This is a genomic window from Cryobacterium lactosi (assembly GCF_004403945.1).
GTDB classification, from domain to species: domain Bacteria; phylum Actinomycetota; class Actinomycetes; order Actinomycetales; family Microbacteriaceae; genus Cryobacterium; species Cryobacterium lactosi.
On sequence record NZ_SOHM01000012.1, the window covers coordinates 16,286 to 39,365 of the forward strand.

Annotated in this window: 19 protein-coding genes; 5 read left to right on the forward strand and 14 right to left on the reverse strand. The window is 67.6% G+C overall.

Annotation, left to right across the window (positions count from 1 at the left end; genetic code table 11):
- Positions 1–29: 29 nt before the first annotated feature.
- Positions 30–2,618 (reverse strand): alpha-glucan family phosphorylase, encoded by a 2,589-nt coding sequence (gene glgP, locus E3T61_RS06560; RefSeq protein WP_134640097.1) that lies wholly within the window; start codon positions 2,616–2,618, stop codon positions 30–32.
- Positions 2,619–2,712: 94 nt separating this feature from the next.
- Here glgP and E3T61_RS06565 point away from each other — a divergent pair, with 94 nt between their 5' ends.
- The gene (locus E3T61_RS06565) at positions 2,713–4,791 is read left to right on the forward strand and encodes a maltotransferase domain-containing protein (protein WP_420898470.1); all 2,079 of its coding nucleotides are present in this window, start codon (positions 2,713–2,715) and stop codon (positions 4,789–4,791) included.
- On the forward strand, positions 4,788–7,004 hold the full coding sequence (gene glgB, locus E3T61_RS06570) for a 1,4-alpha-glucan branching protein GlgB (RefSeq protein ID WP_134640098.1): 2,217 nt from the start codon (positions 4,788–4,790) through the stop codon (positions 7,002–7,004). Before E3T61_RS06565 ends, glgB begins: the two co-directional genes overlap by 4 nt.
- 94 nt (positions 7,005–7,098) lie before the next feature.
- On the opposite strand, the gene E3T61_RS06575 is transcribed toward glgB, so the two are convergent.
- Both E3T61_RS06575 and E3T61_RS06580 read right to left on the reverse strand, forming a co-directional pair.
- Positions 7,099–8,064, reverse strand: coding sequence for a tetratricopeptide repeat protein (locus tag E3T61_RS06575; protein ID WP_134640099.1), 966 nt, complete (start codon positions 8,062–8,064; stop codon positions 7,099–7,101).
- Complete coding sequence (locus E3T61_RS06580; protein ID WP_134640100.1) at positions 8,061–9,869, reverse strand: DUF8094 domain-containing protein; 1,809 nt, start codon at positions 9,867–9,869, stop codon at positions 8,061–8,063. Before E3T61_RS06580 ends, E3T61_RS06575 begins: the two co-directional genes overlap by 4 nt.
- A 273-nt stretch (positions 9,870–10,142) precedes the next feature.
- On the opposite strand from E3T61_RS06580, the gene E3T61_RS06585 reads away from it, so the two are divergent.
- Positions 10,143–11,756 carry a coiled-coil domain-containing protein gene (locus E3T61_RS06585; protein ID WP_134640101.1) on the forward strand — a complete coding sequence of 538 codons (1,614 nt, stop codon included), beginning with the start codon at positions 10,143–10,145 and terminating at the stop codon, positions 11,754–11,756.
- A 36-nt stretch (positions 11,757–11,792) separates the two neighbouring features.
- Positions 11,793–12,842, forward strand: a complete 1,050-nt coding sequence (locus tag E3T61_RS06590) for an AI-2E family transporter (RefSeq protein ID WP_134640102.1) — start codon at positions 11,793–11,795, stop codon at positions 12,840–12,842.
- A gap of 74 nt (positions 12,843–12,916) precedes the next feature.
- Here the strand turns inward: E3T61_RS06590 and E3T61_RS06595 are convergent, their stop codons facing one another.
- The 9 genes from E3T61_RS06595 to rpsB form a co-directional block, all read right to left on the reverse strand.
- The gene (locus tag E3T61_RS06595) at positions 12,917–13,645 is read right to left on the reverse strand and encodes an alpha/beta hydrolase (protein WP_134640103.1); all 729 of its coding nucleotides are present in this window, start codon (positions 13,643–13,645) and stop codon (positions 12,917–12,919) included.
- A 43-nt stretch (positions 13,646–13,688) separates the two neighbouring features.
- Entirely contained in the window at positions 13,689–13,988 is a 300-nt protein-coding gene (locus E3T61_RS06600) for a hypothetical protein (protein WP_134640104.1), read from the reverse strand.
- Between the two features lie 54 nt (positions 13,989–14,042).
- Positions 14,043–14,669: an aggregation-promoting factor C-terminal-like domain-containing protein gene (locus tag E3T61_RS22140; protein WP_194114244.1), complete on the reverse strand. Its 627-nt coding sequence runs from the start codon at positions 14,667–14,669 to the stop codon at positions 14,043–14,045.
- A gap of 207 nt (positions 14,670–14,876) precedes the next feature.
- A complete protein-coding gene (locus tag E3T61_RS06610; RefSeq protein WP_134640105.1) occupies positions 14,877–15,425 on the reverse strand; it encodes a DivIVA domain-containing protein in 549 nt (182 codons plus the stop codon).
- Positions 15,426–15,471: 46 nt separating this feature from the next.
- Positions 15,472–16,452, reverse strand: a complete 981-nt coding sequence (locus E3T61_RS06615) for a phosphatidate cytidylyltransferase (RefSeq protein ID WP_134640106.1) — start codon at positions 16,450–16,452, stop codon at positions 15,472–15,474.
- Positions 16,453–16,465: 13 nt separating this feature from the next.
- On the reverse strand, positions 16,466–17,020 hold the full coding sequence (frr, locus tag E3T61_RS06620; protein WP_130176391.1) for a ribosome recycling factor: 555 nt from the start codon (positions 17,018–17,020) through the stop codon (positions 16,466–16,468).
- 31 nt (positions 17,021–17,051) lie between these two features.
- Positions 17,052–17,768 (reverse strand): UMP kinase, encoded by a 717-nt coding sequence (gene pyrH / locus E3T61_RS06625; protein WP_088456458.1) that lies wholly within the window; start codon positions 17,766–17,768, stop codon positions 17,052–17,054.
- Between the two features lie 163 nt (positions 17,769–17,931).
- Positions 17,932–18,759: a translation elongation factor Ts gene (gene tsf, locus E3T61_RS06630; RefSeq protein WP_134640107.1), complete on the reverse strand. Its 828-nt coding sequence runs from the start codon at positions 18,757–18,759 to the stop codon at positions 17,932–17,934.
- Between the two features lie 11 nt (positions 18,760–18,770).
- Positions 18,771–19,709, reverse strand: coding sequence for a 30S ribosomal protein S2 (rpsB, locus tag E3T61_RS06635; RefSeq protein WP_134640108.1), 939 nt, complete (start codon positions 19,707–19,709; stop codon positions 18,771–18,773).
- 368 nt (positions 19,710–20,077) lie between these two features.
- Here rpsB and E3T61_RS06640 point away from each other — a divergent pair, with 368 nt between their 5' ends.
- Entirely contained in the window at positions 20,078–20,833 is a 756-nt protein-coding gene (locus E3T61_RS06640) for a M23 family metallopeptidase (RefSeq protein WP_134640109.1), read from the forward strand.
- A gap of 77 nt (positions 20,834–20,910) precedes the next feature.
- Here the strand turns inward: E3T61_RS06640 and E3T61_RS06645 are convergent, their stop codons facing one another.
- Complete coding sequence (locus E3T61_RS06645) at positions 20,911–21,876, reverse strand: tyrosine recombinase XerC (protein ID WP_134640110.1); 966 nt, start codon at positions 21,874–21,876, stop codon at positions 20,911–20,913.
- A 108-nt stretch (positions 21,877–21,984) separates the two neighbouring features.
- Positions 21,985–22,974 carry a phosphodiesterase gene (locus tag E3T61_RS06650; protein WP_134640111.1) on the reverse strand — a complete coding sequence of 330 codons (990 nt, stop codon included), beginning with the start codon at positions 22,972–22,974 and terminating at the stop codon, positions 21,985–21,987.
- Between the last annotated feature and the right edge of the window lie 106 nt (positions 22,975–23,080).

Genomic DNA, 23,080 nt, shown 5'->3' on the forward strand with positions numbered 1-23,080 from the left:
CACGTGCGAGCCGGCGCGGGCGGATCCGGTCAGCTCGCGACGGCGACCAGCCCCATCTCGGCCGGGCTGATCAGCAGGTCGTTGCGTGGCACAACCCGCACCGTGTAACCGAACCCGCCGGCCCGGTCCAACTCGACGGTGCCGGTGAACAGGGTCGGAGCGCCGGGCGTCAGGGTTTCGGGGGCGTCCTGGCTGAGGGCATCGTTGATCGGGACGAGGGCCTGGGTGCTGACATCGCTGAGGTCGTCGCCGCCCGAACTCTTGCCATAGACCACCTGCACCGTCACATCCTCCGGCGCCAGACCGTTCAAATGCACGTGCGCTCGCAGGCGCAGCTCGTCACCCACCTGCGGCACCGGGGCCACGCCGCCGGATTCGACATGCGCAACGGCCACACCGGGCCAGGCATCGACGATCCTGGCCTTCCAGAGGGCCAGTTCGCGGGCCGCCCGGTAGTTGTTGGCCGACAACCTGGCCTCCGCGGCGCCGGCGGGCCGGTACAGCTTCTGCACGTACTCGCGCACCATCCGTCCGGCGTTCAGCTCGGGTGAGAGCCCGACCAGGGTCTGTCGGATGTTGGCGACCCATCGTTCGGGCACGCCGTCGGCGTTCCGGTCGTAGAAGGGCGGCGCCACCTGGTGCTCGATGAGCTCGTACAGCGCCTCGGCCTCGATCCGGTCGCGTTCGGACGGGTTGGTGCTCGCGTCGGCGGACGGGATCGCCCACCCGTTCTGACCGTCGAAGTACTCCGGCCACCAGCCGTCCAGGATCGACAGGTTGAGGGCGCCGTTCAGCGCAGCCTTCATGCCGGAGGTACCGCAGGCCTCCAAGGGGCGCAACGGGTTGTTCAGCCACACGTCCGTGCCCGGGTACATCAGCTGGGCCATGCCGATGTTGTAATCGGGCAGAAAGGCGATGCGGGTGCGCAGTTCGGGTTCCGCGGCGAATTGCACGATCCGCTGGATCAGCCGCTTGCCCTCCTCGTCGGCGGGATGGGACTTGCCGGCGATGACGATCTGCACCGGGTGCTCCGGGTGCAGCAGCAGGGCGCGCAGACGCTCCGGGTCGTGCAGCATCAGGGTGAGGCGCTTGTAGGTGGGCACCCGGCGGGCGAACCCGATGGTGAGCACGTTCGGGTCGAAGACCTGGTTGATCCAGGACGGCACGATACCGCCGGGGTTCTGCACCAGCCAGGCCGCCCCAATCCGGCGGCGGGCGTCCTCAACGAACTGGCGGCGCATGTCACCGCGCACCTCCCAGAGGTCCTGGTCGCTCACCACGGGTGAGGCCCAGTCGGCCGTGGAGGTGTCGGTGGTGCCGAGCCGGTTCGCGGCAAGGGCCTTGAGCGCCGGGTCGGTCCAAGTGGGGGCGTGCACCCCGTTGGTGATCGACGTGATCGGCACCTCACTGGCATCGAAGCCCGGCCACAGACCGCTGAACATTCGCCGGCTCACCTCGCCGTGCAACTTGGAGACGCCGTTGGCGTGCTGGCCGAGCCGGAGGCCCATGATGGCCATGTTGAACACGTCGGGCGACCCGCCCTCGTAGCTCTCCGCGCCGAGACCCAGCAGGTCGTCCACGGCAACACCGGGCAGCAGGTCGGTTTCGAAGTAGCGGCGCACGAGGGAGGTCTCGAACCTGTCGATGCCCGCCGCGACCGGGGTGTGCGTGGTGAAGACGGTGCCGGCCCTGGCCACCTGCAGCGCCTCGGCGAAGCTCAGTCCCTCACCGATCAGGCTGGAGATGCGCTCCAGCCCGAGGAATCCGGCGTGTCCCTCGTTGGTGTGGAATACCTCGGGCTCCGGCCGACCGTTCAGGGTGCTCCACAGCCGAACAGCCCTGGCCCCGCCGATGCCGAGCAGCAGTTCCTGCAGCAGCCGGTGTTCGCCGCCGCCGCCGTAGAGCCGGTCGGTCACCTGGCGCAGCTCGTCGGTGTTCTCCGGGATGTCGGTGTCCAGCATCAGCAGGCGGATGCGGCCGACCCTGGCCTCCCAGACACGGGCGTGCAGGGTGCGGTCCTCCGGCAGCGCCAGGGATACCTGCACGGGCGAGCCGTCGGCCCGGCGCAGCACCGACAGCGGCAGCCCGTCGGGGTCGAGCAGCGGGTAGCTCTCCAACTGCCAGCCGTCGGTGGAGATCGCCTGGCTGAAATAGCCCGCCTTATAGAACAGGCCCACGCCCACCAATGGAACACCCAGGTCAGACGCGCTCTTGAGGTGGTCGCCGGCCAGGATGCCCAGTCCGCCGGAGTACTGCGGCAGCGCGGCCGCGATGCCGAATTCAGGCGAGAAGTAGGCGATCGACGCGGGCTTGTCCCCCTCCAGGCCCTGGTACCAGCGCGGCTCGTCGAGATAGGCCCGCAGATCGTCGCGCACCAGGTTCACACCGGAGACGTAGTCGTGATCCTGGGCGAGTTCCTGCAGCCGGGCAGGGTCGACCGCGCCGAGCAGCGCGACCGGGTCGGTGCCGATCTGTCGCCACAGTTCGGGGGCGATGTGTTCGAACAACTGCCGGGTGGGCTCATGCCACGACCAACGCAGGTTTCCGGCCAGCTCATCAAGCGCGGCCAACGCCTCGGGCAGCACGGCACGGACGGTAAATTTACGGATCGCCTTCACGAATCTCACCTTACGGCCGGCACGTGTCTTACGGGTAACAAACGTGTGCGTGTGCCCCCACCGATTCGGCCCCCGTTCTTGCTACGGTCTTTGTGTGGCTAAGACAGCAAAACGAACCGGTACCGCCCTTTCAACGCCGAGCATCGCGGACACTCCGACCAGAGTCGGTCGCATCCCCGTTCTCGACCTTTCCCCGCAGCTGAACGACAACCTCTGGCCGGCGAAGGCTTTCGCCGGCGAAGTCGTGCCGTTTGCCGCGACGGCGTTCAGGGAGGGGCACGACGCCATCGGCGTGATGCTCCATCTCACGGCGCCGGACGGCTCGCAGACCCAGCATCCGATGCACCTGGGCGCTCCGGGCACCGACAGGTACGAGACGCAGGCGCGCCTGGACCTGCAGGGGTCATACACCTACCGGGTGCGCGCATACGCGGATGACTTCGGCACCTGGGTGCACAACGCCGCGATCAAGATCCCGGCCGGAATCGACGTCGAGCTGATGTTCCTCATCGGTTCGACCCTGCTGGCCGCAGCCGGCAAGGACCTCAAACGCCCCGCCACTGAGCGTCGCCTGTTCGCCGCCGCCGCGAAGACCCTGGCCAACACCAAACTCCCCCTGGCCGACCGCCTCGCCGTCGTCCACGACCCTGCCCTGGCCCAGGCGGCCGCCATCCGCCCGCTGGCCAGCCTGGACTCGTTCTCGGCCGAGCGCACGGTACGGGTCGAACGCACCCGCGCCGGCGTCGGCTCCTGGTACGAATTCTTTCCCCGCTCGGAGGGCGCCGTACGCCGGGCGGACGGCAGTTGGGACAGCGGCACCTTCCGCACCGCCGCCGCACGCCTGCCCGGCGTCGCCGCGATGGGCTTCGACGTGCTCTACCTGCCGCCGATCCACCCGATCGGCCGGTCCTTCCGCAAGGGCCCGAACAACACCCTCGACGCCGGCGAGAACGACCCGGGGTCGCCGTGGGCGATCGGTTCGGCCGATGGCGGCCACGACGCCATCCACCCCGAGCTGGGCACCATCGACGATTTCCGCTACTTCCTGGATGCCGCCCGCACGGAAGGCATCGAGGTCGCCATCGACCTGGCCCTGCAGGCCTCCCCCGATCACCCCTGGGTCACCGAGCACCCCGAGTGGTTCACCACCCTGCCCGACGGCACCATCGCCTACGCCGAGAACCCGCCGAAGAAGTATCAGGACATCTACCCGATCAACTTCGACAACGATCCGGCCGGCATCCGTGCAGAGGTACTGCGCCTGGTGCGCTACTGGATCGGCGTGGGCGTGAACATCTTCCGGGTCGACAACCCGCACACCAAGCCGTTGGACTTCTGGGAATGGCTGATCGGCACCATCAACAAGGAGTCGCCTGACGTGGTCTTCCTGGCCGAGGCGTTCACCCGCCCCGCGCTGTTGCAGGGGCTGGCCAAGGTCGGTTTCCAGCAGTCGTACACCTACTTCACCTGGCGCAACACCAAGGAGGAGCTGGAGGAGTTCTTCGAGGGCCTCGCCCACGAGACCGCCGATTTCCTGCGGCCCAATCTGTTCGTCAACACCCCCGACATCCTTTCGGAGTACCTGCAGTTCGGCGGGCCAGCCGCGTTCAAGATCCGGGCGGCTCTCGCCGCGACGGCGGCACCCACCTGGGGCGTCTACGCCGGATTCGAACTCTACGAGAGCGTCGCGCGCCCCGGTGCCGAAGAGAACATCGACAACGAGAAGTACGAGCTGCGGCCCCGCGACTTCGCCAAGGCCGAAGCTCTCGGCAAGTCGCTGGCTCCGTTCCTGGCTCGTCTGGGGCGCATCCGTACAGAGCACCCGGCCCTGCGGCAGCTGCGCAACCTCGACATCCACTCCAGCGACGACGATTCGATCCTGGTCTACAGCAAGTACCTGTCCGGCGAATTCACCGATGACGGTCGGACCGACGCGCTGATCATCGTCGCCAACGTCGACCCGCATTCCGTGCGTGAAACCGTGGTGCACCTGGATGTGAGCAGGTTCGGCCTTCCGCTCGGCTCCCATTTCGAGGTGGAGGACCTCGTCACCGGTGCCGTGTGGACCTGGTCCGCGGACAACTTCGTGCGCCTCGACGCCTTCACCGAACCCGTGCATATCCTGCACGTGCGGATCCCACAGGTACCGACCCAGAACGGACTGGCCGAATGAAACACGCCACCGGCCGACCCGCCGACGTACTGCCCACCTTCTCCGCGCACATCCTCGAGACGGTTTCCGTCGGCTCGTACTACAACCCGCACGAGGTCCTCGGTCAGCACCTGCTCAACCTGCCCGATATCGCCGACCCGCTCACCGTCATCCGTGCCCTGCGGCCGCTGGCGATCGAGGTCGTCGCGGTGTTGTCCACCGGCGCCCGCGTCGAACTGGCCCACCTGGGGTATGGCATCTGGCAGGGCGTGAGCACCATCGGCCCGCAGGACTATGAGATCGAAGCGCACTACGAGGGCGGACCGGCCTGGCTCAGCGACGACCCGTACCGGTACCTGCCCACTCTCGGCGAGCTCGACCTGCACCTGATCGGCGAGGGACGGCACGAACGGCTCTGGGATGTTCTCGGCGCCCACGTGCGCACCTTCACCGGGGTCATCAAACCTGTCAGCGGCACGTCGTTCTCGGTCTGGGCTCCGCACGCTCGCGCCGTGCGGGTCATCGGTGACTTCAACAGCTGGTCAGGCGTTCTGCACTCGATGCGCAACATGGGCAGCACCGGCGTCTGGGAGCTGTTCGTGCCCGGCCTCGCGGCCGGGTCCAACTACAAGTTCGAGATCCTGACGCAGGCCGGTGAGTGGGTGCAGAAGGCCGACCCGATGGCCCGCTACACCGAGGTCCCCCCGTTGACCGCCTCGGTGGTCGGCGAGACCGCCTACACCTGGAATGACGCGGAATGGCTGGCCACCCGCAGCGCCACCGACCCGCACGACCGGGCGATGAGCGTCTACGAGATGCACGTGGGCTCCTGGCGGCCCGGCCTGGGCTACCGGGCACTGGCCGACGAACTGATCGGCTACCTCGAGGAGCTCGCGTACACCCACGTGGAGTTCATGCCGCTGTCCGAGCATCCGTTCGGCGGCTCCTGGGGTTACCAGGTCACCGGCTACTACGCCCCGACGAGCCGGTTCGGCCACCCGGACGACCTGCGCTACCTGATCGACCGGCTGCACCAGGCCGGTATCGGCGTGATCATGGACTGGGTCCCCGGCCACTTCCCCAAGGACGAGTTCGCCCTGGCCCGCTTCGACGGCCAGGCCCTGTACGAGCACCCGGACCCCCGCCGCGGCGAGCAAATGGACTGGGGCACCTACGTCTTCGACTTCGGTCAGATGCAGGTGCGTAACTTCCTCGTCGCCAACGCGCTGTACTGGCTCGAAGAGTTCCACATCGACGCGCTGCGTGTGGACGCGGTCGCCTCGATGCTGTACCTGGATTACTCGCGGAAGGACGGCGAGTGGGAGCCGAACAAGTTCGGCGGCCGGGAGAACCTCGAGGCGATCAGCCTGTTGCAGGAGATCACCGCGACGGCGTACAAGCGCAACCCCGGCACGATCATGATCGCCGAGGAGTCCACCAACTGGCCCGGCGTCACCGGGGCCACCTCCGGCGGCGGACTCGGCTTCGGGCTCAAATGGAACATGGGCTGGATGCACGACTCGCTCGAGTACATGAGCGAAGACCCGATGCACCGCAGCTACCACCACAACGAGATCACCTTCTCGTTCGTGTACGCGTTCAGCGAGAACTTCCTGCTGCCGATCAGCCACGACGAGGTCGTGCACGGCAAGGGTTCGCTGATCGCCAAGATGCCGGGCGACCCGTGGCAGCAGCTGGCCAACGTGCGGGTCTACCTGGCCTTCATGTGGGCGCACCCGGGCAAGCAGCTCCTGTTCATGGGCTCGGAGTTCGGCCAGCGTTCGGAGTGGAGCGAGGAGCGCGGCCTGGACTGGTGGATGCTCGACCAGCCCGGCCATCGCGGCCTGTTCAACCTGGTCGGCCAGCTCAACCGCGTGTACAGGGACACGCCCAGCCTCTGGGCCCGTGACAACGATCCCGGCGGGTTCGAACTGCTCGACGGCGGCGCCGCGGCGGAGAACGTGGTCACGTTCGTGCGCTGGGACAACGACGGTACTCCGGTGGCCTGCCTGTTCAACTTCTCCGGCCGACCCCACACCGGCTACCGGGTGGGCCTGCCCCAGGCCGGCGTGTGGGAGGAGATCCTCAACACGGATGCCGAGAACTTCGGCGGCTCGGGCGTGGGCAACCTCGGTGTGGTGAACGCGTTCGCCGAGCCGTGGGCCGGCCGCCCGGCATCCGCCACCCTCACCCTGCCGCCGCTCGGCGCCCTCTGGCTGCGCCTGCGCCGCTAAGCGCACTCGGGGACCAAGAAAGCGCCCGCGTGGTCACCTCAGTGCGCTGAGGGGACCACACGGGCGCTTTCGCGTGCCGCGCCTGGGCTCGTATCTAGTAGAGCAGCGCGGTGAGGCGTTTGCGGGCCGGCGGCACACGGGGGTCGTCGGTGCCGACAACCTCGAACAGCTCGAGCATCCGCTGGCGGATCGCATTCTTACCCGCGGCGTCCTGGCCGGGGAACAGGCCGAGCAGCCTGTCGAAGGCGTCCTCGATGTGCCCGCCGGACAGGTCGAGGTCGGCGACCAGGAGCTGCGCGTCGAGGTCAGCCGGGTCGTCGGCAGCCGCTGAACGCACCTCGGCGATGGTCTTACCCTGCAGGCGTCCGAGCAGGCTCACCTGGGCCAGGCCGGCTGTGGCCATGGCGTCGCGGGGGTCACGGGCCAGGGCCAGCTTGTAGATGTCGATGGCGGTTGTGTAGTCGCCGCGCTCGATGGCTTCGTACGCCTCACGGTGGTGCGGCGGCAGTTCGGGCTCGACGGGCTCCGCCGGCGGGCCGTCCGGCGTCTCTGCGGCTTCGGCGACCCCGGTCACCCCGTGCTGGGCGGCGAGTTCGAGGACCCGTTCGAGGACCTCGCGGATCTGGGCTGCGGGCAGCACCCCGTCGAAGAGCTGCACGGGCTGCCCGTTGATGACGGCGGCGAGCGTGGGCACCGAGGTGGCCTGGAACGCCTGCGCGAGCTGGGGGTTCGTGTCGATATCCACCGTGGCGAGCACGAAGCGGCCGTTGAATTCCCGGATCAGGTTCTCGATCACCGGGGTGAGCTGGGTGGCCGGCTCGCTCCAGGTGGCCCAGAGGTCGACGATGACCGGCACGATCTTGGACAGCTCAAGCAGCTCGGCGAAGTTGGTGTCGGTGCCCTCGAGCACCAGATTCGGCACCGGGACCACGCCGGCGACGGCGCCGCCCGGCGCGCTGCCTGTGCTCACGCCGGGCGCCGGCGCTGGCGGGCGGTTCACGAGCGAGGACAGGTCGACGGCGCCGCGCAGGTTGGCGCCGGCTGGGGGGACAACAGTCATGGAAGCTCCACGGAATTGATCAGTCCCTGGGCGAAGCCAAGGAGGACGATTTTGTCGGTTGAATTGGCGGCTGGCACATGGAACAGGAGCTGCTCGCCGTAGGTGCTCTGGATGCCCTTTGACGTCTTCTCGATACCGGAGAGCGCCTTGCTCGGGCCTTCCTTGGGGGTGATCGTCGCCTTGCCGTTCACGGCGGTGACCGTCGTGATCTCGTTGACGCTCACGGCCACGATACTGCCGGAGTCGTTGGTCGCAAGGGCGATGACCTCGCCGCTGCCGGCGGCGTTGGTGAACTCCATCGTGCCGGTGTCTTCGAGCTCGGCGAGCTGCTTCGCCTTGTAGTCCACGCCCAGCTGGGTGCGCGCGGTGTCGCCCTCCGCTTCGAAGAGCGGGAACGAGGGGCTGGCCTCGCCGTTCAGCAGGATGTCGGCGTACGCCGGTCCGACCTCATTCGGCGCCATCGACATGAACTTGTTGTCCGGTGCGATGAGCGGGGCGCCGATGGTGGCGGGGGCGACCCCGGGCACCTTCGCCGAGGCCTCCAGCTGCACCGCGTACTCCACGAGGTAGTTCTCCCGCGGTGACTTCTGCTTGAGCACGAGGGCCATGGTCGGCACGGACGCCTCGTCGGTGGACTGCAGCACCGTCATGACCACGCGTGGCCAGGTGTCGGTCTGCTGCGGCAGCGTCAGGGTCAATGGGGAGTCCGGCAGCGCGGTGGTGGCCGCGAACGACGCGTCGGCGGTGCGGATTTTGTAGTTGGCCAGCCGCTGCTCGAGGGCCGGGCCGGTGAACCTGGTGGCGATGCTGTCGGCGTCCAGGTTGGCGTCGGCCTCCGCGGTGAGGTCGACGATGTCGCCGACGATGCGCTCGAGCTGCGGCACGGTCACCGCGGGCTGCGGGGCCTCGTCGACGGCGGGCGCCTCGGTGTCCTCAGGGCTGGGAGCCGGCGTAGCCGTCGCGGTGCCCGTGCTTTCCGGCGCGGCGGTCGGCCAGAACTCCGGCGAGCATCCGCTGAGCGCCAGACCGGTGACCAGTACCAGGGGTACGGCGATCATGGACCGGCCGATCGAGCGGCGCGGGCCGGTGATCTCGCTGGCCTTGATGGTCTTGGGGCGGGGCACCCGGGGCAGACGGGGCATCCGCGGACCGCGCGGCACGTTGCGCCGCGGACGGCGCGAGCGACGGAAGTGCAGCAGGCCCAGCAGGTAGATCACGAAGCCGATCAGGGCCATGAGCGCTCCCCCGACGATCAACGGTCCGGCCCAGGGCGTCGCGTTGTCCGTCGGCCAGGCCACGGTGATGTCGGTCGGGGCGGGGGCAGTGCCATCGGACGCCACGAGCACCGAGATGCCCTCCGGTGCGCTGATCGTAGTCGTCAGGGTCTTCTCACCGGTGACCTCTTCCAGCCACAGGTCGGAACCGGCGGGGTCGGTCGGCAGCGGTGCTGCCTCGGCTTCCTCGGCGGGCGCGACCTCGGTGCCGGTCGTCGTGGTCACGGCGAGGCTCTTGGTGTCGGCGTCGAGGCTCACCGCTGAGTACTCGTCGCCGCCGATCCAGGCCTGGATGTCAGCGGTGCGCGCGTACGCGACGAAGACACTGTCGGAGCCGGATACCGTGATGGTCTGGCTGCCCGGGAACGCGCCAAGCGCACTGCCGTCGATCACGGCGTAGGCGGAACCGTCCTCGACGGTCGTGCTCATGCTCGTGGAAGCAGGTTCGAGAAAGACTGTTCGCTGCGCGATGCCGAATGCGATCATCAGCGCGGCGAGAACGAATGCCAGAATGGCAAAGACGAAACGCACGTAAAACCCTCCTGTGTTGCCTGCCGATGGCTGCAGATCACAACGCCTGCCACCGCTTGTCGGGGCCGGGAAGCAACAGACACGGACGTCTTACGATAGTGGACGCTCCTGAGAGGTGCCTAATAGCGGCATCCGAGGCGGATTCGGCGCCGCCCAGGCGGTTGCTCTCCCCTGAAGGCGGGATGGGGCGCACGCGCTGCGGGCACTAAAATTGCACGGGCTGCTCCGTCATGTACCGCACGCGGGGTCAGGCCCCATCTATGAGGAGACAACGTGGCGACCGACGAAGCTGACTTCACCCAGGTATTCCGGGGGTACGACAAGGACGAGGTCGACAAGGCGATCCAGGGGCTACGCCGCGACCTGATCCAAGCCAATGCGCAGAGCACGGAGTCGGCCAAGGAAGTCAAACGCCTCGGTGCCCGCATCGACGACCTCAACGCCGAGATCGAAGAGGTCGGCAGCCCTACCTTCTCCGGCCTGGGCACGAAGCTTGAGAACACTCTCCGCGTCGCAGAGGAACAGTCCACCCGGGTCATCGCCCAGGCCGACATCGACGCCGAGAAACTGCGCGCCTCCGCGGCCGCCGAGATCGACGCGCTCAAACGCCAGGCCTCCGAGCACGCCGAACGGAGCGTGTCCGACGCCACCGTCAAGGCCAGCCGGCTGCTCAGCGACGCCGAGGCCGAGGCAGACGACCTGCTCACCCGCGCGAGGGAGACCCACGAGCAACTCACCCAGGATGCCATGCACGAGGCCGCCGCGATCCGCGGCGCCGTTGCCACCGAGGCCGCGGAGCTTCGCGCCACGGTCAAGCGTGAGGTTGCCGCCATCCGGTCTGAGGCCGAACGTGAGGCAGCCGAGGTGCGTGTCGTCGCCCAGCGCGAAGCCACAGAGGCACGCGAGATCGCCGCGGGACTGACCCGGGAAACCGAGTTGACCCGCGCCGAAGTCGCCCACGAGCTGGACCAGCAGCGAGCCGACCTCGCCCGGGAGACCGAACAGGCCCGTATCGACCTCGCCGCTGAGACCGAACAGGATCGCATCGACCTGGCCAGGGAGACCGAACAGGCCCGTATCGACCTGGCTCACGAGACCGAACAGGCCCGCTCCGACCTGTCTGTGGAAATCGAACAGGGCCGCACCGACCTGGCCAGGGAGATCGAACAGGCCCGCGCCGACCTCGCCATCGAGGGCGAGCAAGCCCATACGGATCTCGACCGGGAGCTGGACCGTGACCGCGCCGCAGTGAACCGCGACATCGACAAGGCGCACGCCGACCTCGCCGCGGAGGTCGAGCAGGCCAGGGCCGACCTCGCCAGAGAGCTCGAGCAGACCAAGGCAGACTTCGACGCCGACAGCGAGCAGGCCAGGATCGACCTGGACAATCACCTCACCGCCACCCGCAAGCGCGGCGAGCACGAGGCGGCCAAGCTGCGCCGCGAGATCGACCAGATTCGCGCCGACCTCGAGGTGGAGCTCAAGGCCCGCAGGGACGAGGCCGAACAGGACCACCTGGCCCGGCATCAGGCGGCCGTCGCCCAGACGCAGAAGTTCCTCGACGACTCCTCCGCTCAGCTCGCCGACACCAACGCTCGCACAGTGTCGCTGCGGGCTCTGAACGAAGAACTGGACGCCGGCGCCCGCGCCGAGGCCAAGTCCGCGAAGTCAAAGGCCGACGATGACGCCGAGCGCATCGTTCGTGATGCTGAGGATCGCGCGGCCGCTCTCATCGCCGCCGCCGAGACACGCACGCGCGAACTCGTCACGGACGCTGAAGACCGCTTGGCGCAGATTAGGATTGAGCGCGACTCGGTCGCAGGTTACTTCGAAAGCCTGCGCAGCGTCCTGACCCAGGCGGAGAAAGTGAACGCCGACCAGGATTAGTCAGTTCAGCGGCCCGGACGAGCAAGTGGAGACACAGTGAAAATTCAAAACGCCTTCCGTCTGGGCCTGGTGGGTACCCTCGGCGTTGGTCTGGGCCTGCTGATCATCAATTCGATCATCTCGCTGTCGACCATCATCACCTATATCGGTGCCGCCCTGTTCCTCTCCCTCGGCCTCGACCCCGCGGTGTCCTGGCTGGAGAAGAAGAAGTTCCCCCGGTGGGCGGCCATCCTCACGGTGCTGGTCGCCGTGCTGGGCGGGTTGACCGGCGTGGTCTTCGCGATCGTTCCCATCGTTGCCGATCAGATCGCCAATCTGTCAGATCGCATCCCTGCCCTGGTCAGGTCGGTGAACTCGGCGACCTTCCTCGTCGACGTTCAGAAACAATTCCCTGCCCTGGATGTGCAGGCCATTGTGAAGTCGGTGACCGAATATCTCGGCGGCAATCTCACCGAGATCACCGGCACGATCGTCGCCTCCGGATTCGCCCTGGTGTCCGGGCTCTTTGGCGGCCTCATCATCCTGATCCTGACCCTGTATTTCACGGCGTCACTGAACACTATGAAGCGTGCGACCTACCAGCTGATTCCTGCCTCCAAGCGGGAACGTTTCGCCGACCTGAGCGAACAGATCACCACTGCCGTGGGCCGCTTCATCGTGGGCCAGGGTGCCCTCGCGGCCTGCAACGGTGTCTTGAGCTTCATCTTCCTGTCGATCATCGGCGCCCCGTTCCCCGCCCTGCTGGCGCTGATCGCGTTCCTGTTCTCGCTCATCCCGCTGGTCGGAACCATCACCGGGTCCGTCCTCATCGTGGCCACCTGCATGATTCCCGGCATCGGCAGCTCCTGGCTCACCGTGCTCGTCGCCGGCATCTACTACCTGGTGTACATGCAGATCGAGGCGTACGTGCTGAGCCCGAACATCATGAACCGGGCCGTCGCGGTTCCCGGTGCTGTCGTCGTGGTCGCCGCTCTGGCGGGCGGGTCGCTGCTCAACATCCTCGGAGCGCTCATCGCGATCCCCGTGGCCGCGTCGGTGATCATGATCATCAAGCAGGTCGTGATACCCCGCCAGAACGAGCTGTAGGCCCGGCAGGGAGCCCTGACTGCTCCGACGGGCAGCCGGGGCGAGTACGGCCTCGGCGAGGGCGTGGGCGCCGGTTAGAGCTCGCCGAGCCATTCCTCGGGCAACGGTGCTGCCGCGGGGTTCACGACGGCGACGATCTCGTTGAGCACCCGGCGGGTCTGGCTTTCCCCCACCCACAGGTGCTTCGCGCCGTCGACGGCGATCAGCCGGGCTCCCGGCACGCTGGCGAAGCGGGTGCGGGCCTCGTCGGGCCGCAGGTAGTCGTCGTGCTCGGGCACCAGCACCACGAGTGCGCGTTCGTCGCCGGCCCAGGCCGCCAGTTCGGCATCCGTGGCCCTGTGTAACGGCGGCGACAACAGGATGGCGCCGCGGATCGGGTAGTCGCGGCCGTATTTGATCGCGAGTTCGGTACCGAACGACCAACCGACCAGCCATGGCGCCGGCAGTCCGCGCTGCGCTACGAAGGCCATGGCGGCGGCGACGTCGGCGCGTTCGGCATCGCCGTGGCCGAAGCTACCCTCGCTGGTGCCCCGCGGCGAGGTCGTGCCGCGGGTGTTGAACCGCAGCACGGCCAGGTCGGCAAGTGCCGGCAGGCGTCCGGCGGCCTTGCGCAGGATATGCGAGTCCATGAACCCGCCATGGGTGGGCAGCGGATGCAGTGTGACCAGGGTGGCGACGGCGGGCCGATCCACCGGCGTGGCAAGTTCGCCCACCAGAGTGAGGCCGTCCTCGGTATGCAGCTCGATGTGCTCCCGGGTTGCGGGCAGGTCGATGCCGCCGCGGATCTCGACTGGTCCGGCCATGGTGGTACTCCTCGTCGGGGTGTGCGCGTGCGATTCGCTGCGGTTACTTGATTTTCCAGCAGTGCAAGTGCCAGTGCCGCCTGGCAGCGAGGTCCGCGGCGTCGCCGGTCACTCCATCACCACGCCAGGTGACGATGTGCGCCACGCCGGGATTGATGTCCAGCTGGCAGCCCGGGCACAGGTAGGTCTTGGCCGCCTGCGCGGCGCTGATGGGTTGAACGTGCCAGACGCCGTCGCGTTTCATCTCGGTGCGGCGCCATCCTGCGAGCATGCGAGACAGGTCGTCGCTCTCGTCTTCGCCGGTGCCGGTTCTGCGGCCCTTGGGGCGATTGCTGCGCGGCATGGTGCAAGTCTAACCCTGGCCCGTGCGGACCAGTGGGGCCCGCCGGTGGGTGACCTAGTACCAGCCGACGTCGACGGAGTGGCCCCAGGCGCCGCAGGGGGTGCCGTAGCGGCCGCTGATGTAGCCCAGGCCCCATTCGACCTGGGTGGCGGCGTTTGTCTCCCAGTCGGATCCTGCCGTGGCCATCTTCGACCCGGGGAGGGCCTGCGGGATGCCGTAGGCGCCGCTGCTGGAGTTGGCCGCGTTGACCCGCCAGCCGGACTCCTTGTTCCACAGCGACACCAGGCAGCTGTACTGGTCTTCGCCCCAGCCGCGGGACGCAACAGCGCCGTAGGCGTAGGCCTGGGCGGAACCCGGATCGGGGACGGCGGCCGGTGCGGCGCTGGCGGATCCGGACGACGACGACGACGCTGCGGCCACGGGGGCGGGCGCCGGTTCCGGCTCGGGTTCGTTGATGGTGTAACCGTCGATGCTCACGGCGTTGGCGACGGTGCTGGCCACGAGCAGGGACTGGGCGGCCGCGCCCTCGTACCGGTCGGACGCGGCGCCGGGCACTTGGAAGTAGGGGGACGCCGTTGCCCCGGAGTACGGGTCGACCACGGTGACGAGGACAAACGCGGCGGCGGCGGTGAAGGCGAACATCGACAGCGCGACGTGACTGCGCGACGCCGGGCGGTGCATGCTGCGCTGGCTCGGCCGGGACGGCGCCGTTACGGCGACAGGTGCGAACGGTGCGAAGGGTGCGAACGGTGCCCGAAGTTGTTGCGTGGCCGGTTTACTCACCGGCGATGCGCCTGAATCAGGCGCGGAAATACTCAGATGTCTACCCACGATTCTTCGACCCTAACTCATCTCGCGTGTAACAGCCAGGTAACGACACGCAGTCGGTCACCGAACGGCGAGCATCACATCGACGACGCTGTCGAGGACCAGGTCTACCTGAGCCTCGCGATAGCCGGCCCGCTGCGGCCGGAACACGGCCGTGCGCACGTCGTCGACAGTGACTGGCTTGCCATCCTGGAAGTAGTTGACCAGTTTGGTGGCGAGCCGGTCCACCTCTGCCCTGTTGTAGCCAGTGCTGAAGATGCTCGTGCGGCTGAACCGGTGTCCGGCGGGGCGGCCGAGCCGGTTGATGAGCACCTGTGCGGTTTGGCGGGCCTCGTCGAGCCAGGCCTCCGTTCCGGCTTCGGTGGTAGCGCGTTCGCGTTCCCGCAGGGCGAAGGCATCCTCGAGGCGCTCGAGGGCCGCATCGACGTGGGAGGGCGAATAGCCGCCCTTCTGCATAGCGAAAGCGGTGTGCCGGATGTCCCGAGCGGTGAGCTGGTCCGTCCCGCCGGCATCGTCGTACGCCTGGCGTGTCGACTCGAGGAACTCCTCGACCTGCTTGAGGTTGTAGCCGAGCATCTTCTTGCTGGTTCGGGGAAACGTAGTGCTCACCGCCTCATTCTGCCCCACGTGCGCCCGCGTGTCGAAAGCCACGCGGTCAGGCAAAGATCAGGTAGAGCGCATACGCGGCGGCGGCGGACGGCAGGATCGAGTCGAGCCTGTCGAGGAATCCGCCGTGGCCGGGCAGCCAGGAGCTCATGTCCTTGATGCCGAGATCGCGCTTGATCAACGACTCGGCGAGGTCACCGAACGTGGCGGCGACGAGGATCACAAGGCCGAAGACCGCCCCGAACCACCAGGGCTGGTCCAGCATGAACACGGCCAGCAGAATGCCGACCACCGTGGTGGCCAGGGCAGCACCGGCGAAGCCTTCCCAGGTCTTCTTGGGGCTGATCGTGGGCACCATCGGGTGTTTGCCGAACGACAGACCCGAGGCGTACGCGGCGGTGTCCGCCGAGATCACCAGGAGCAAGAAGGACAGGGTCCACCACTCACCGTCGGGTTGGGCTACCAGGAGGACCGCGAAACTGGCGAGGAAGACGACGTAGACCTGGATGAGGAAGCCGGCCCCGATATCTCCGAGGAGGATCCGGGCTGGAACCCGATGCGCGGGCATGATCAGCATGGCCAGGCGCCAGAGCGTGATGAAGACTATGCCGACCATCATCGCAAGCCATTGCCCGCCTGCGCCCAGGTAGAACGCCGCAGGCACCACAGCTACGGCGGAGACGATCACCGGAATCCGGGGAACGTTGCGCCCGGCCCGGCGCAATGCCTCCGCCAATTCGAGGGCGGTGAAGGCGACGACCACAACCGCCAGGATCATGAACAGCGACTTGATGAAGATCAGGCTCACCAACATCAGACCGCCGAGACCCAGGCCGATCAGGGTCGCCAGAATCAGGTTCCGACCTGTGCGCGCTTCGATACGTTCGTTCGTCGCATCCAGCTGCGCCCTGGTGGCCTGTACCTGGCGTTCGATGTCAGCCTTGGTGGACTGCACCTGCGCCCGGAACTCTGCGCGGCCGGTGCCGCGACCCCGTTGGGGTGGCTTGGTGGGCCCTGGATCGTCCGTCATCGGCTGGTCTCCCCTAGATGGCGAGGAGTTCGGCTTCCTTGCGCTTGAGGGCCTCGTCGATCGCGTCGATGTGAGTCTTCGTGATCTGCTCGAGTTCCTTCTCGGCGCGGGCCACGTCGTCGTCGCCGACCTCGCTCTTGAGCGCGTCGAGTTCGTCCTTGGCCTTGCGGCGCAGGTTGCGCACCGAAACCTTGGAGTCCTCGCCCTTGGTCTTGACGATCTTGACGTATTCCTTGCGGCGGTCGTTCGTCAACTCGGGCAGGGATGCCCGGATGACGATGCCGTCGTTGCCGAGGTTCGCGCCGAGGTTCGGGGTGTCCCGGATGGCGTTCTCGATGTCGCGCAGGGCGCTCTTGTCGTACGGGGTGATCAGGAGCGTGCGGGCCTCCTGGTTCTGCAGCGAGGCGAGCTGGCCGAGCGGCGTCGGCGTGCCGTAGTAGTCGACCAGAATCTTCTGGAACATCTGGGGGTTCGCACGGCCGGTTCGCACGGTGGCGAAGTCTTCCTTCGCGGCCTCGACGGCCTTGTCCATGCGCTGGGTGGTGTCGGTCAGGACATCCGTAATCACGGTGACTCCTTCTTCGGTGGCTTCAATAATCCTAGTTGGAGACGAGGGTTCCCAGTTCGGCGCCGAGGATGGCGGCGGTCACGTTGCCGTGCGGAGCCATCCCGAACACCCGCATGGGCATGCTGTTGTCCATGCACAGGCTGAAAGCCGTCGAGTCGACGACCTTGAGACCGCGCTGGAGCGCATCCTGGTAGGTGATGCTGTGGATCTTGTGTGCGTCGGGGTTGGTGCGCGGGTCGTCAGAATAGACGCCGTCGACGCCGTTCTTGGCGACCAGGACAACCTCGGCGCCGATCTCGAGGGCGCGCTGGGCGGCCACGGTGTCGGTGGAGAAGTAGGGCAGTCCGGCGCCGGCGCCGAAGATGACAACCCGGCCCTTCTCGAGGTGGCGCTCGGCGCGGCGCGGGATGTACGGCTCGGCGACCTGGGTCATGGCGATGGCGGACTGCACGCGGGTCTCGGCTCCGGCCTGCTCCAGGAAGTCCTGCAGCGCCAGGGCGTTCATCACGGTGCCCAACATGCCCATGTAGTCGGCCCGGCCGCGGTCCATGCCGCGCTGGGACAACTCGGCGCCGCGGAAGAAGTTGCCGCCGCCCACGACGATGGCGATTTCGACGCTCTTGGCAGCTTCGGCGATTTCCCGGGCCAGGCTGCTGATCACATCGGGATTGACACCGAGGCTGCCCGCCCCGAATGCTTCGCCCGACAGTTTGAGGAGGACTCTGCGCTTGGTACCCGTATCTGACATGCCCGTGAGCGTCCTTCCGTTATGGATCGTGGTTCTAAAACTACCGGTTGAGCACCGGCGGGCCCTACCCGCTCTGCAGCGTGGCAGCGAGCGGGCAGAGAAGAAGGAGACCGGATTGCCGAGGCGATCCGATCTCCTTCTGTCTCATGCTGTTACTTCGGGCTTACGCGCCGACCTTGAACCGGGCGAAGCCGGTGACGGTCAGGCCCGCGTCAGCGAGCACCTTGTTGACGGACAACTTGTTGTCCTTGGCGTAGTCCTGCTCGAGCAGGGCAACCTGCTTGAAGTAGGCCTGAATGCGACCTTCAACGATCTTGGGCAGCGCGGCGGCCGGCTTGCCTTCGTTCTCGCTGATCTCGGTGACGATGCGACGCTCGGCCTCGACGGCTTCCGCGGGAACGTCTTCGCGAGCCAGGTACTCCGGGTTCGCGAACGAGATGTGCTGAGCGATGCTGCGAGCGGTCGCGGCATCCTCACCGGTGTAGCCCAGGACAACGCCGACCTGCGGGGGCAGGTCCTTGCTGGTCTTGTGCAGGTAGATCTCGAAGTTGTCACCGGTGACGGCGGCAACACGGCGAAGTTCGAACTTCTCGCCGATGATCGCGGCTTCGCCGTTGATGAGCTCACCCACGGTCTGTCCGTCGGCGGGAGCGGCAAGCGCCTCCTCGACGGAGGTGGCGCCGGCTGCGGAAACCGCATCCAGAACCTTCTCGGAGAGAGCGCCGAACTTCTCGCCCTTGGCGACGAAGTCGGTCTCGCAGGCGAGCTCCAGCAGGTACGCGGTGTTGCCGATCACCTTGGCGGCGACGAGGCCCTCAGAGGTGGAGCGGTCAGCGCGCTTGGCGTTGCCCTTTGCACCCTTGAGACGCAGGATCTCGACCGCGCGCTCGATGTCGCCATCGGCTTCGACGAGTGCGTTCTTGGTGTCGACCATGCCGGTGCCGAGGCGCTCGCGCAGGATCTTGACGGATTCGAGGTTGAAGTTTGCCATACCTGTTGTCCTTACTTGGTGTCGGCTACGGGAGCGTCGGCTGCAACCTCTTCGGTTGCGGCTTCGGCCGCGGCGGGCTCTGCTGCTTCGGTCTCAACTACGGGCGCCTCTTCTGCAACCGGCTCGGCGTCGACGGTGGCGTCGGCAACCTTCTCGGTCTCAGCGGAGGACTGCTCCGGGGTGGTCTCGGCCGGAGCTGCGAGCAGCTCGGCTTCCCACGCGGCGAGGGGCTCGACTTCGGCGCCCTCTTCCGGCTTCTGGTGACGCTGGATGAGGCCCTCGGCTGCGGCGTCCGCGATGATGCGGGTGAGCAGGCCAACGGAGCGGATGGCGTCGTCGTTGCCCGGGATCGGGTACTGCACGTCGTCGGGGTCGCAGTTGGTGTCGAGGATCGCGATGACGGGGATGCCGAGCTTGCGCGCCTCGTCGATGGCGAGGTGCTCCTTGTTGGTGTCGACAACCCAGAGCGCGGAAGGCGTCTTGGTCAGGTTGCGGATTCCGCCGAGGCTCTTGTGCAGCTTGACGAGCTCGCGCTTCTTGATGAGCATTTCCTTCTTCGTGAAACCGCTCTTGGCGGTGTCCTCGAAGTCGAGCTCTTCGAGCTCCTTCATACGAGCCAGACGCTTGGAAACGGTCTGGAAGTTGGTGAGAAGGCCACCGAGCCAGCGCTGGTTGACGTAGGGCTGGCCGACACGCGTCGCCTGCTCCGAAATCGATTCCTGCGCCTGCTTCTTGGTGCCGACGAAGAGGATGGTGCCGCCGTGGGCGACGGTCTCCTTGACGAAGTCATAGGCCTTGTCAACGAACCCGAGCGACTGCTGCAGGTCGATGATGTAGATGCCGGAACGCTCGGTGAAGATGAATCGCTTCATCTTCGGGTTCCAACGGCGGGTCTGGTGCCCGAAGTGCACGCCGCTGTCGAGCAGCTGGCGAATGGTTACGACGGCCATGAGCCGTACTCCTTATCTGACGAATCTGCACAGCAGAAAACGCCTATCGGTTTGTGTCGTGATCGGATGATCACTACTCCTGGTGCCCGGCGCACAACCGCCCGACTTCGTAAGAAGCGGGACCGAATGGGTGTGTTGGCCGAATGGGCACGCGTAGTCAGCGCACAAAGCGCTGCTCTGAGAACTCTAGCACCTGGCCGGCCCCTGCCGCTGACCACCGGCAGGCCACCGTGAGCGCGCTGCACTCCCTCGCCTGCTGCCCGGCCGGCACTCCTCCAGTTAGTCCTCCACAGTCCCCGCGGGTCTTGGTTGTACACAGTCTGGCGGCCGGCGCTCTCCCAACCGGCTCGTCGCCGGATGGTGATCCCATGACTGTGACAGGACGCCCCCGACGCTTCGCCGGCACCCTCGCCTCAACACGCTCTGCCGTCGGCCGATTCCGGCGCCGCTCTGCTCCAGCACCGCCGCGCCTGGTCGCGCTTCCCGCCTGCGCCATACTGGCGTCGCTGCTCGCGGTCAGCCCCACTGCGCCCGTCGGCCCCGTCCCGGCTCCGCCCGCGGCACGAGCGGCTTCGACCACGGCGGCCACGGCGGCCACGGCCCCAGCGGCCACAAAGCCAGCGGGGGCGGCAGCGGCGAGAACAGCAACGCCCGCGGCGGCGGCGCAGGCCTGGGCAGCAGCACCGGCGCAGGCAGCAGCGTGGACCTGGCCGGTCGGACCACCGTGCGACGTGTTGCGGTCCTTCGAGGCGCCGGCCGGCCGGTATGCGGCCGGCCACCGCGGCATCGACCTCGTGGCTGGCGAGGGGGACACGGTTCGCTCCCCCGCCGACGGTGTGGTGACGTTCGTGGGCACAGTCGTGGACAGGCCGGTTGTCTCCATCCAGCACGGCAACGATCTGCTGTCGAGCTTCGAGCCGGTCACCGCCACGGTGAGCGAAGGCGATCGGGTGCAAGCCGGACAGGTGATCGGCATCGTGGCGACGGGTGCACACTGCACGGATCGGTGTGTGCACTTCGGGGTGCGTCGCCACGGCCAGTACATCTCGCCGGTGCTGTTCCTGGGCGCTCTGGCGCGCGCGGTCCTGCTTCCCCTCCCGCCGGCCGGCCCCGTGCCCCGGTGAGCGTCCCGCGAACCGTGAGTTAAGCACTCAAAATCTCGAAATTTCGGTGCTTAACTCACAGTTCGCGGGGGATGTGCTCAGGCGCGGGGGTGGGCGAGACTGTAGCTCTGCTGCAGGCGCTCCGCCGAGACGTGGGTGTAGATCTGGGTGGTGCCGAGGCTGGCGTGACCGAGCATCTCCTGCACCGCGCGCAGATCGGCACCGCCGTCGAGCAGATGCGTTGCCGCGGTGTGGCGCAGGGCATGCGGACCGGCAGGGCCGCTTCCCGGCATCGACTCGAGCAACGCAGCGACCAGCCGGTAGACCGCCCTCACCCCGAGGCGTTGCCGTTGGCTGCCCAGGAACAACGCGGCCGGGTCCGCCCCGCCTGCCCGGCGTGCGGGTGAGCCGTCCGCTCCCGCTCCGTCCGTGCCGGCCGGGCCCGCGCTGGCCAACGCCGGACGAGCCGCTTGCAGGTAGCGCACGATGGCGCTCTGCGCAGGCACCCCGAACGGCACCACGCGTTGTTTGTCGCCCTTGCCGGTGACTCGCACCGTCAGACGCGACAGGTCGACGTCCCGCACGTCGAGCCCCACCAGTTCCGAGACCCGCAGGGCCGACGCGTACAGCAATTCGATGATGGCCAGGTCGCGCACGGCGCCAGGATCGCCGGTAGTCGCGGCGGCCTCGAGCCTGTCCAGCAATTCCTGCATCTGGGTGCGGTTGATCACCCGCGGCAGGGTGCGACCGGGTTTGGGCGAGCGCAACCGCACGGCGGGGTCGCTGGGCAGTACGCCGTCCCGGGTGAGCCAGGCTGTGAACCCGCGGGCCGACGCGGAGCGCCTGGCGATGGTGGCCCGTGCCAGGCCCGCCTGGGTGCCCTCCCACAGCCAGTCGCGCAGGAGCTCCAGGGTCACCCCGTCAACGGTGGCGACCCCCTGTCCCTCGGCGAAGGTGGCCAAGCCGGACAGGTCGGCACAGTATGCCCGTACCGTGTTCGCGGAGAAGCCGCGTTCGGCGGCGAGATAGCGGGCGAAGCCATCTATCGCCGGGTCGAGGTGCATGCCTCCAGCATCTCGCGCCCCGGGTGGGATATCCGCAGCGACTCGGCGAAACCAGCCATTCGTGCCTCTCCCCCGCGGCCCACTCGTCGGACCATTCTCCGGGTGTGACTATCGGGCTGCGGGTGCGGTGTGTCGAGAGAAAGCCGCCAGCCGATCCGCGGGGCTGAGCGCCTCCATCCGGTCGAGGTAGGCAGGGTCGAATCTGGTGACCACGTCGAAGCTGCCCAGAGGAACGTTCGAGTGCACCACCTGGTCGGCGTAGACGTGCACGAGATTGATCGACTGGCCGCCGCCGAGCCCGGTGAGCTGACGCGGCGGAGCGGCCGCGTCGATCGTGTAGCAGGTGGCCGCGGCGACTGACACCGGGATCCCGGCGAACAACCCGGTGGTGGCATAGTGCAGGTGACCGCCCAGAATCGCTCGTACATCGCTGCCGAGGAGGACTTCGCCGAGCGCCTGCTGTTCGCGGAGTTCGAGGATCGTCATCAGCGGCAGGGCGGTGGGTACCGGCGGGTGGTGCAAGGCCAGCAGCGACCCGTGCTCGGATGGCTGGCTCAGCACCTCGCGGAGCCAGGCGAGCTGCTCGGCCGAGACCTCGCCGTGGTGGTAGCCGGGCACGCTGGTGTCCAGGGAGATCACCCGCAGGCCGTTCACGTCGATCACCCCGTCGACGGGCGCATCGTGGCCGTCAACGCGGAGCAGCTCGGTGCGAAACGCCGCACGTTCATCGTGGTTGCCCATCACCCAGATCAACCTGGCGCCCATCCGCTCGGCGGACGCCTCGACGATGTCGCGCACCCGGCGGTAGGCATCCGGCTCACCGCGATCGGCGATGTCACCGGTGAAAACGAGGGCGTCGATGGCCAGCCCCGAAGCCTCCAGCTGATCCATCGCACGATGCACAGTGCTGTCCGTGTCCACGGCGCCGTAGAGCAGCCGCCCGGAGCCGTCTGCGGCCGCCCCCAGGAAGTGCGTGTCGCTGAGGTGGGCAATCAGATGGGAGGCCGACGGGTATTGCCCCATCTGTACGGTTGGACTCTGCTGGGCGGGGCCCGACAGAGCCGTGTTCAGCCCCTCGGTCGGTGTTGTTCCCGTCATGCTTGACCTCACATTCGCAGATGCTCGTGACGCGCCTGACCAGCCGCGCCGTCACGAATCACCCTAAACGCATCCACCGACCGTACCCGGCATGACCGGATGCCCA

Excerpts from the sequence above, each read along its gene's own strand:
- glgB (WP_134640098.1), top strand. The coding sequence starts at position 4,788 with ATGAAACACGCCACCGGCCGACCCGCCGACGTACTGCCCACCTTCTCC.
- E3T61_RS06575 (WP_134640099.1), bottom strand. The coding sequence starts at position 8,064 with ATGACTGTTGTCCCCCCAGCCGGCGCCAACCTGCGCGGCGCCGTCGAC.
- E3T61_RS06595 (WP_134640103.1), bottom strand. The coding sequence starts at position 13,645 with ATGGCCGGACCAGTCGAGATCCGCGGCGGCATCGACCTGCCCGCAACC.
- E3T61_RS06600 (WP_134640104.1), bottom strand. The coding sequence starts at position 13,988 with ATGCCGCGCAGCAATCGCCCCAAGGGCCGCAGAACCGGCACCGGCGAA.
- E3T61_RS22140 (WP_194114244.1), bottom strand. The coding sequence starts at position 14,669 with ATGCACCGCCCGGCGTCGCGCAGTCACGTCGCGCTGTCGATGTTCGCC.
- E3T61_RS06615 (WP_134640106.1), bottom strand. The coding sequence starts at position 16,452 with ATGACGGACGATCCAGGGCCCACCAAGCCACCCCAACGGGGTCGCGGC.
- pyrH (WP_088456458.1), bottom strand. The coding sequence starts at position 17,768 with ATGTCAGATACGGGTACCAAGCGCAGAGTCCTCCTCAAACTGTCGGGC.
- tsf (WP_134640107.1), bottom strand. The coding sequence starts at position 18,759 with ATGGCAAACTTCAACCTCGAATCCGTCAAGATCCTGCGCGAGCGCCTC.
- rpsB (WP_134640108.1), bottom strand. The coding sequence starts at position 19,709 with ATGGCCGTCGTAACCATTCGCCAGCTGCTCGACAGCGGCGTGCACTTC.
- E3T61_RS06640 (WP_134640109.1), top strand. The coding sequence starts at position 20,078 with ATGACTGTGACAGGACGCCCCCGACGCTTCGCCGGCACCCTCGCCTCA.
- E3T61_RS06645 (WP_134640110.1), bottom strand. The coding sequence starts at position 21,876 with ATGCACCTCGACCCGGCGATAGATGGCTTCGCCCGCTATCTCGCCGCC.
- E3T61_RS06650 (WP_134640111.1), bottom strand. The coding sequence starts at position 22,974 with ATGACGGGAACAACACCGACCGAGGGGCTGAACACGGCTCTGTCGGGC.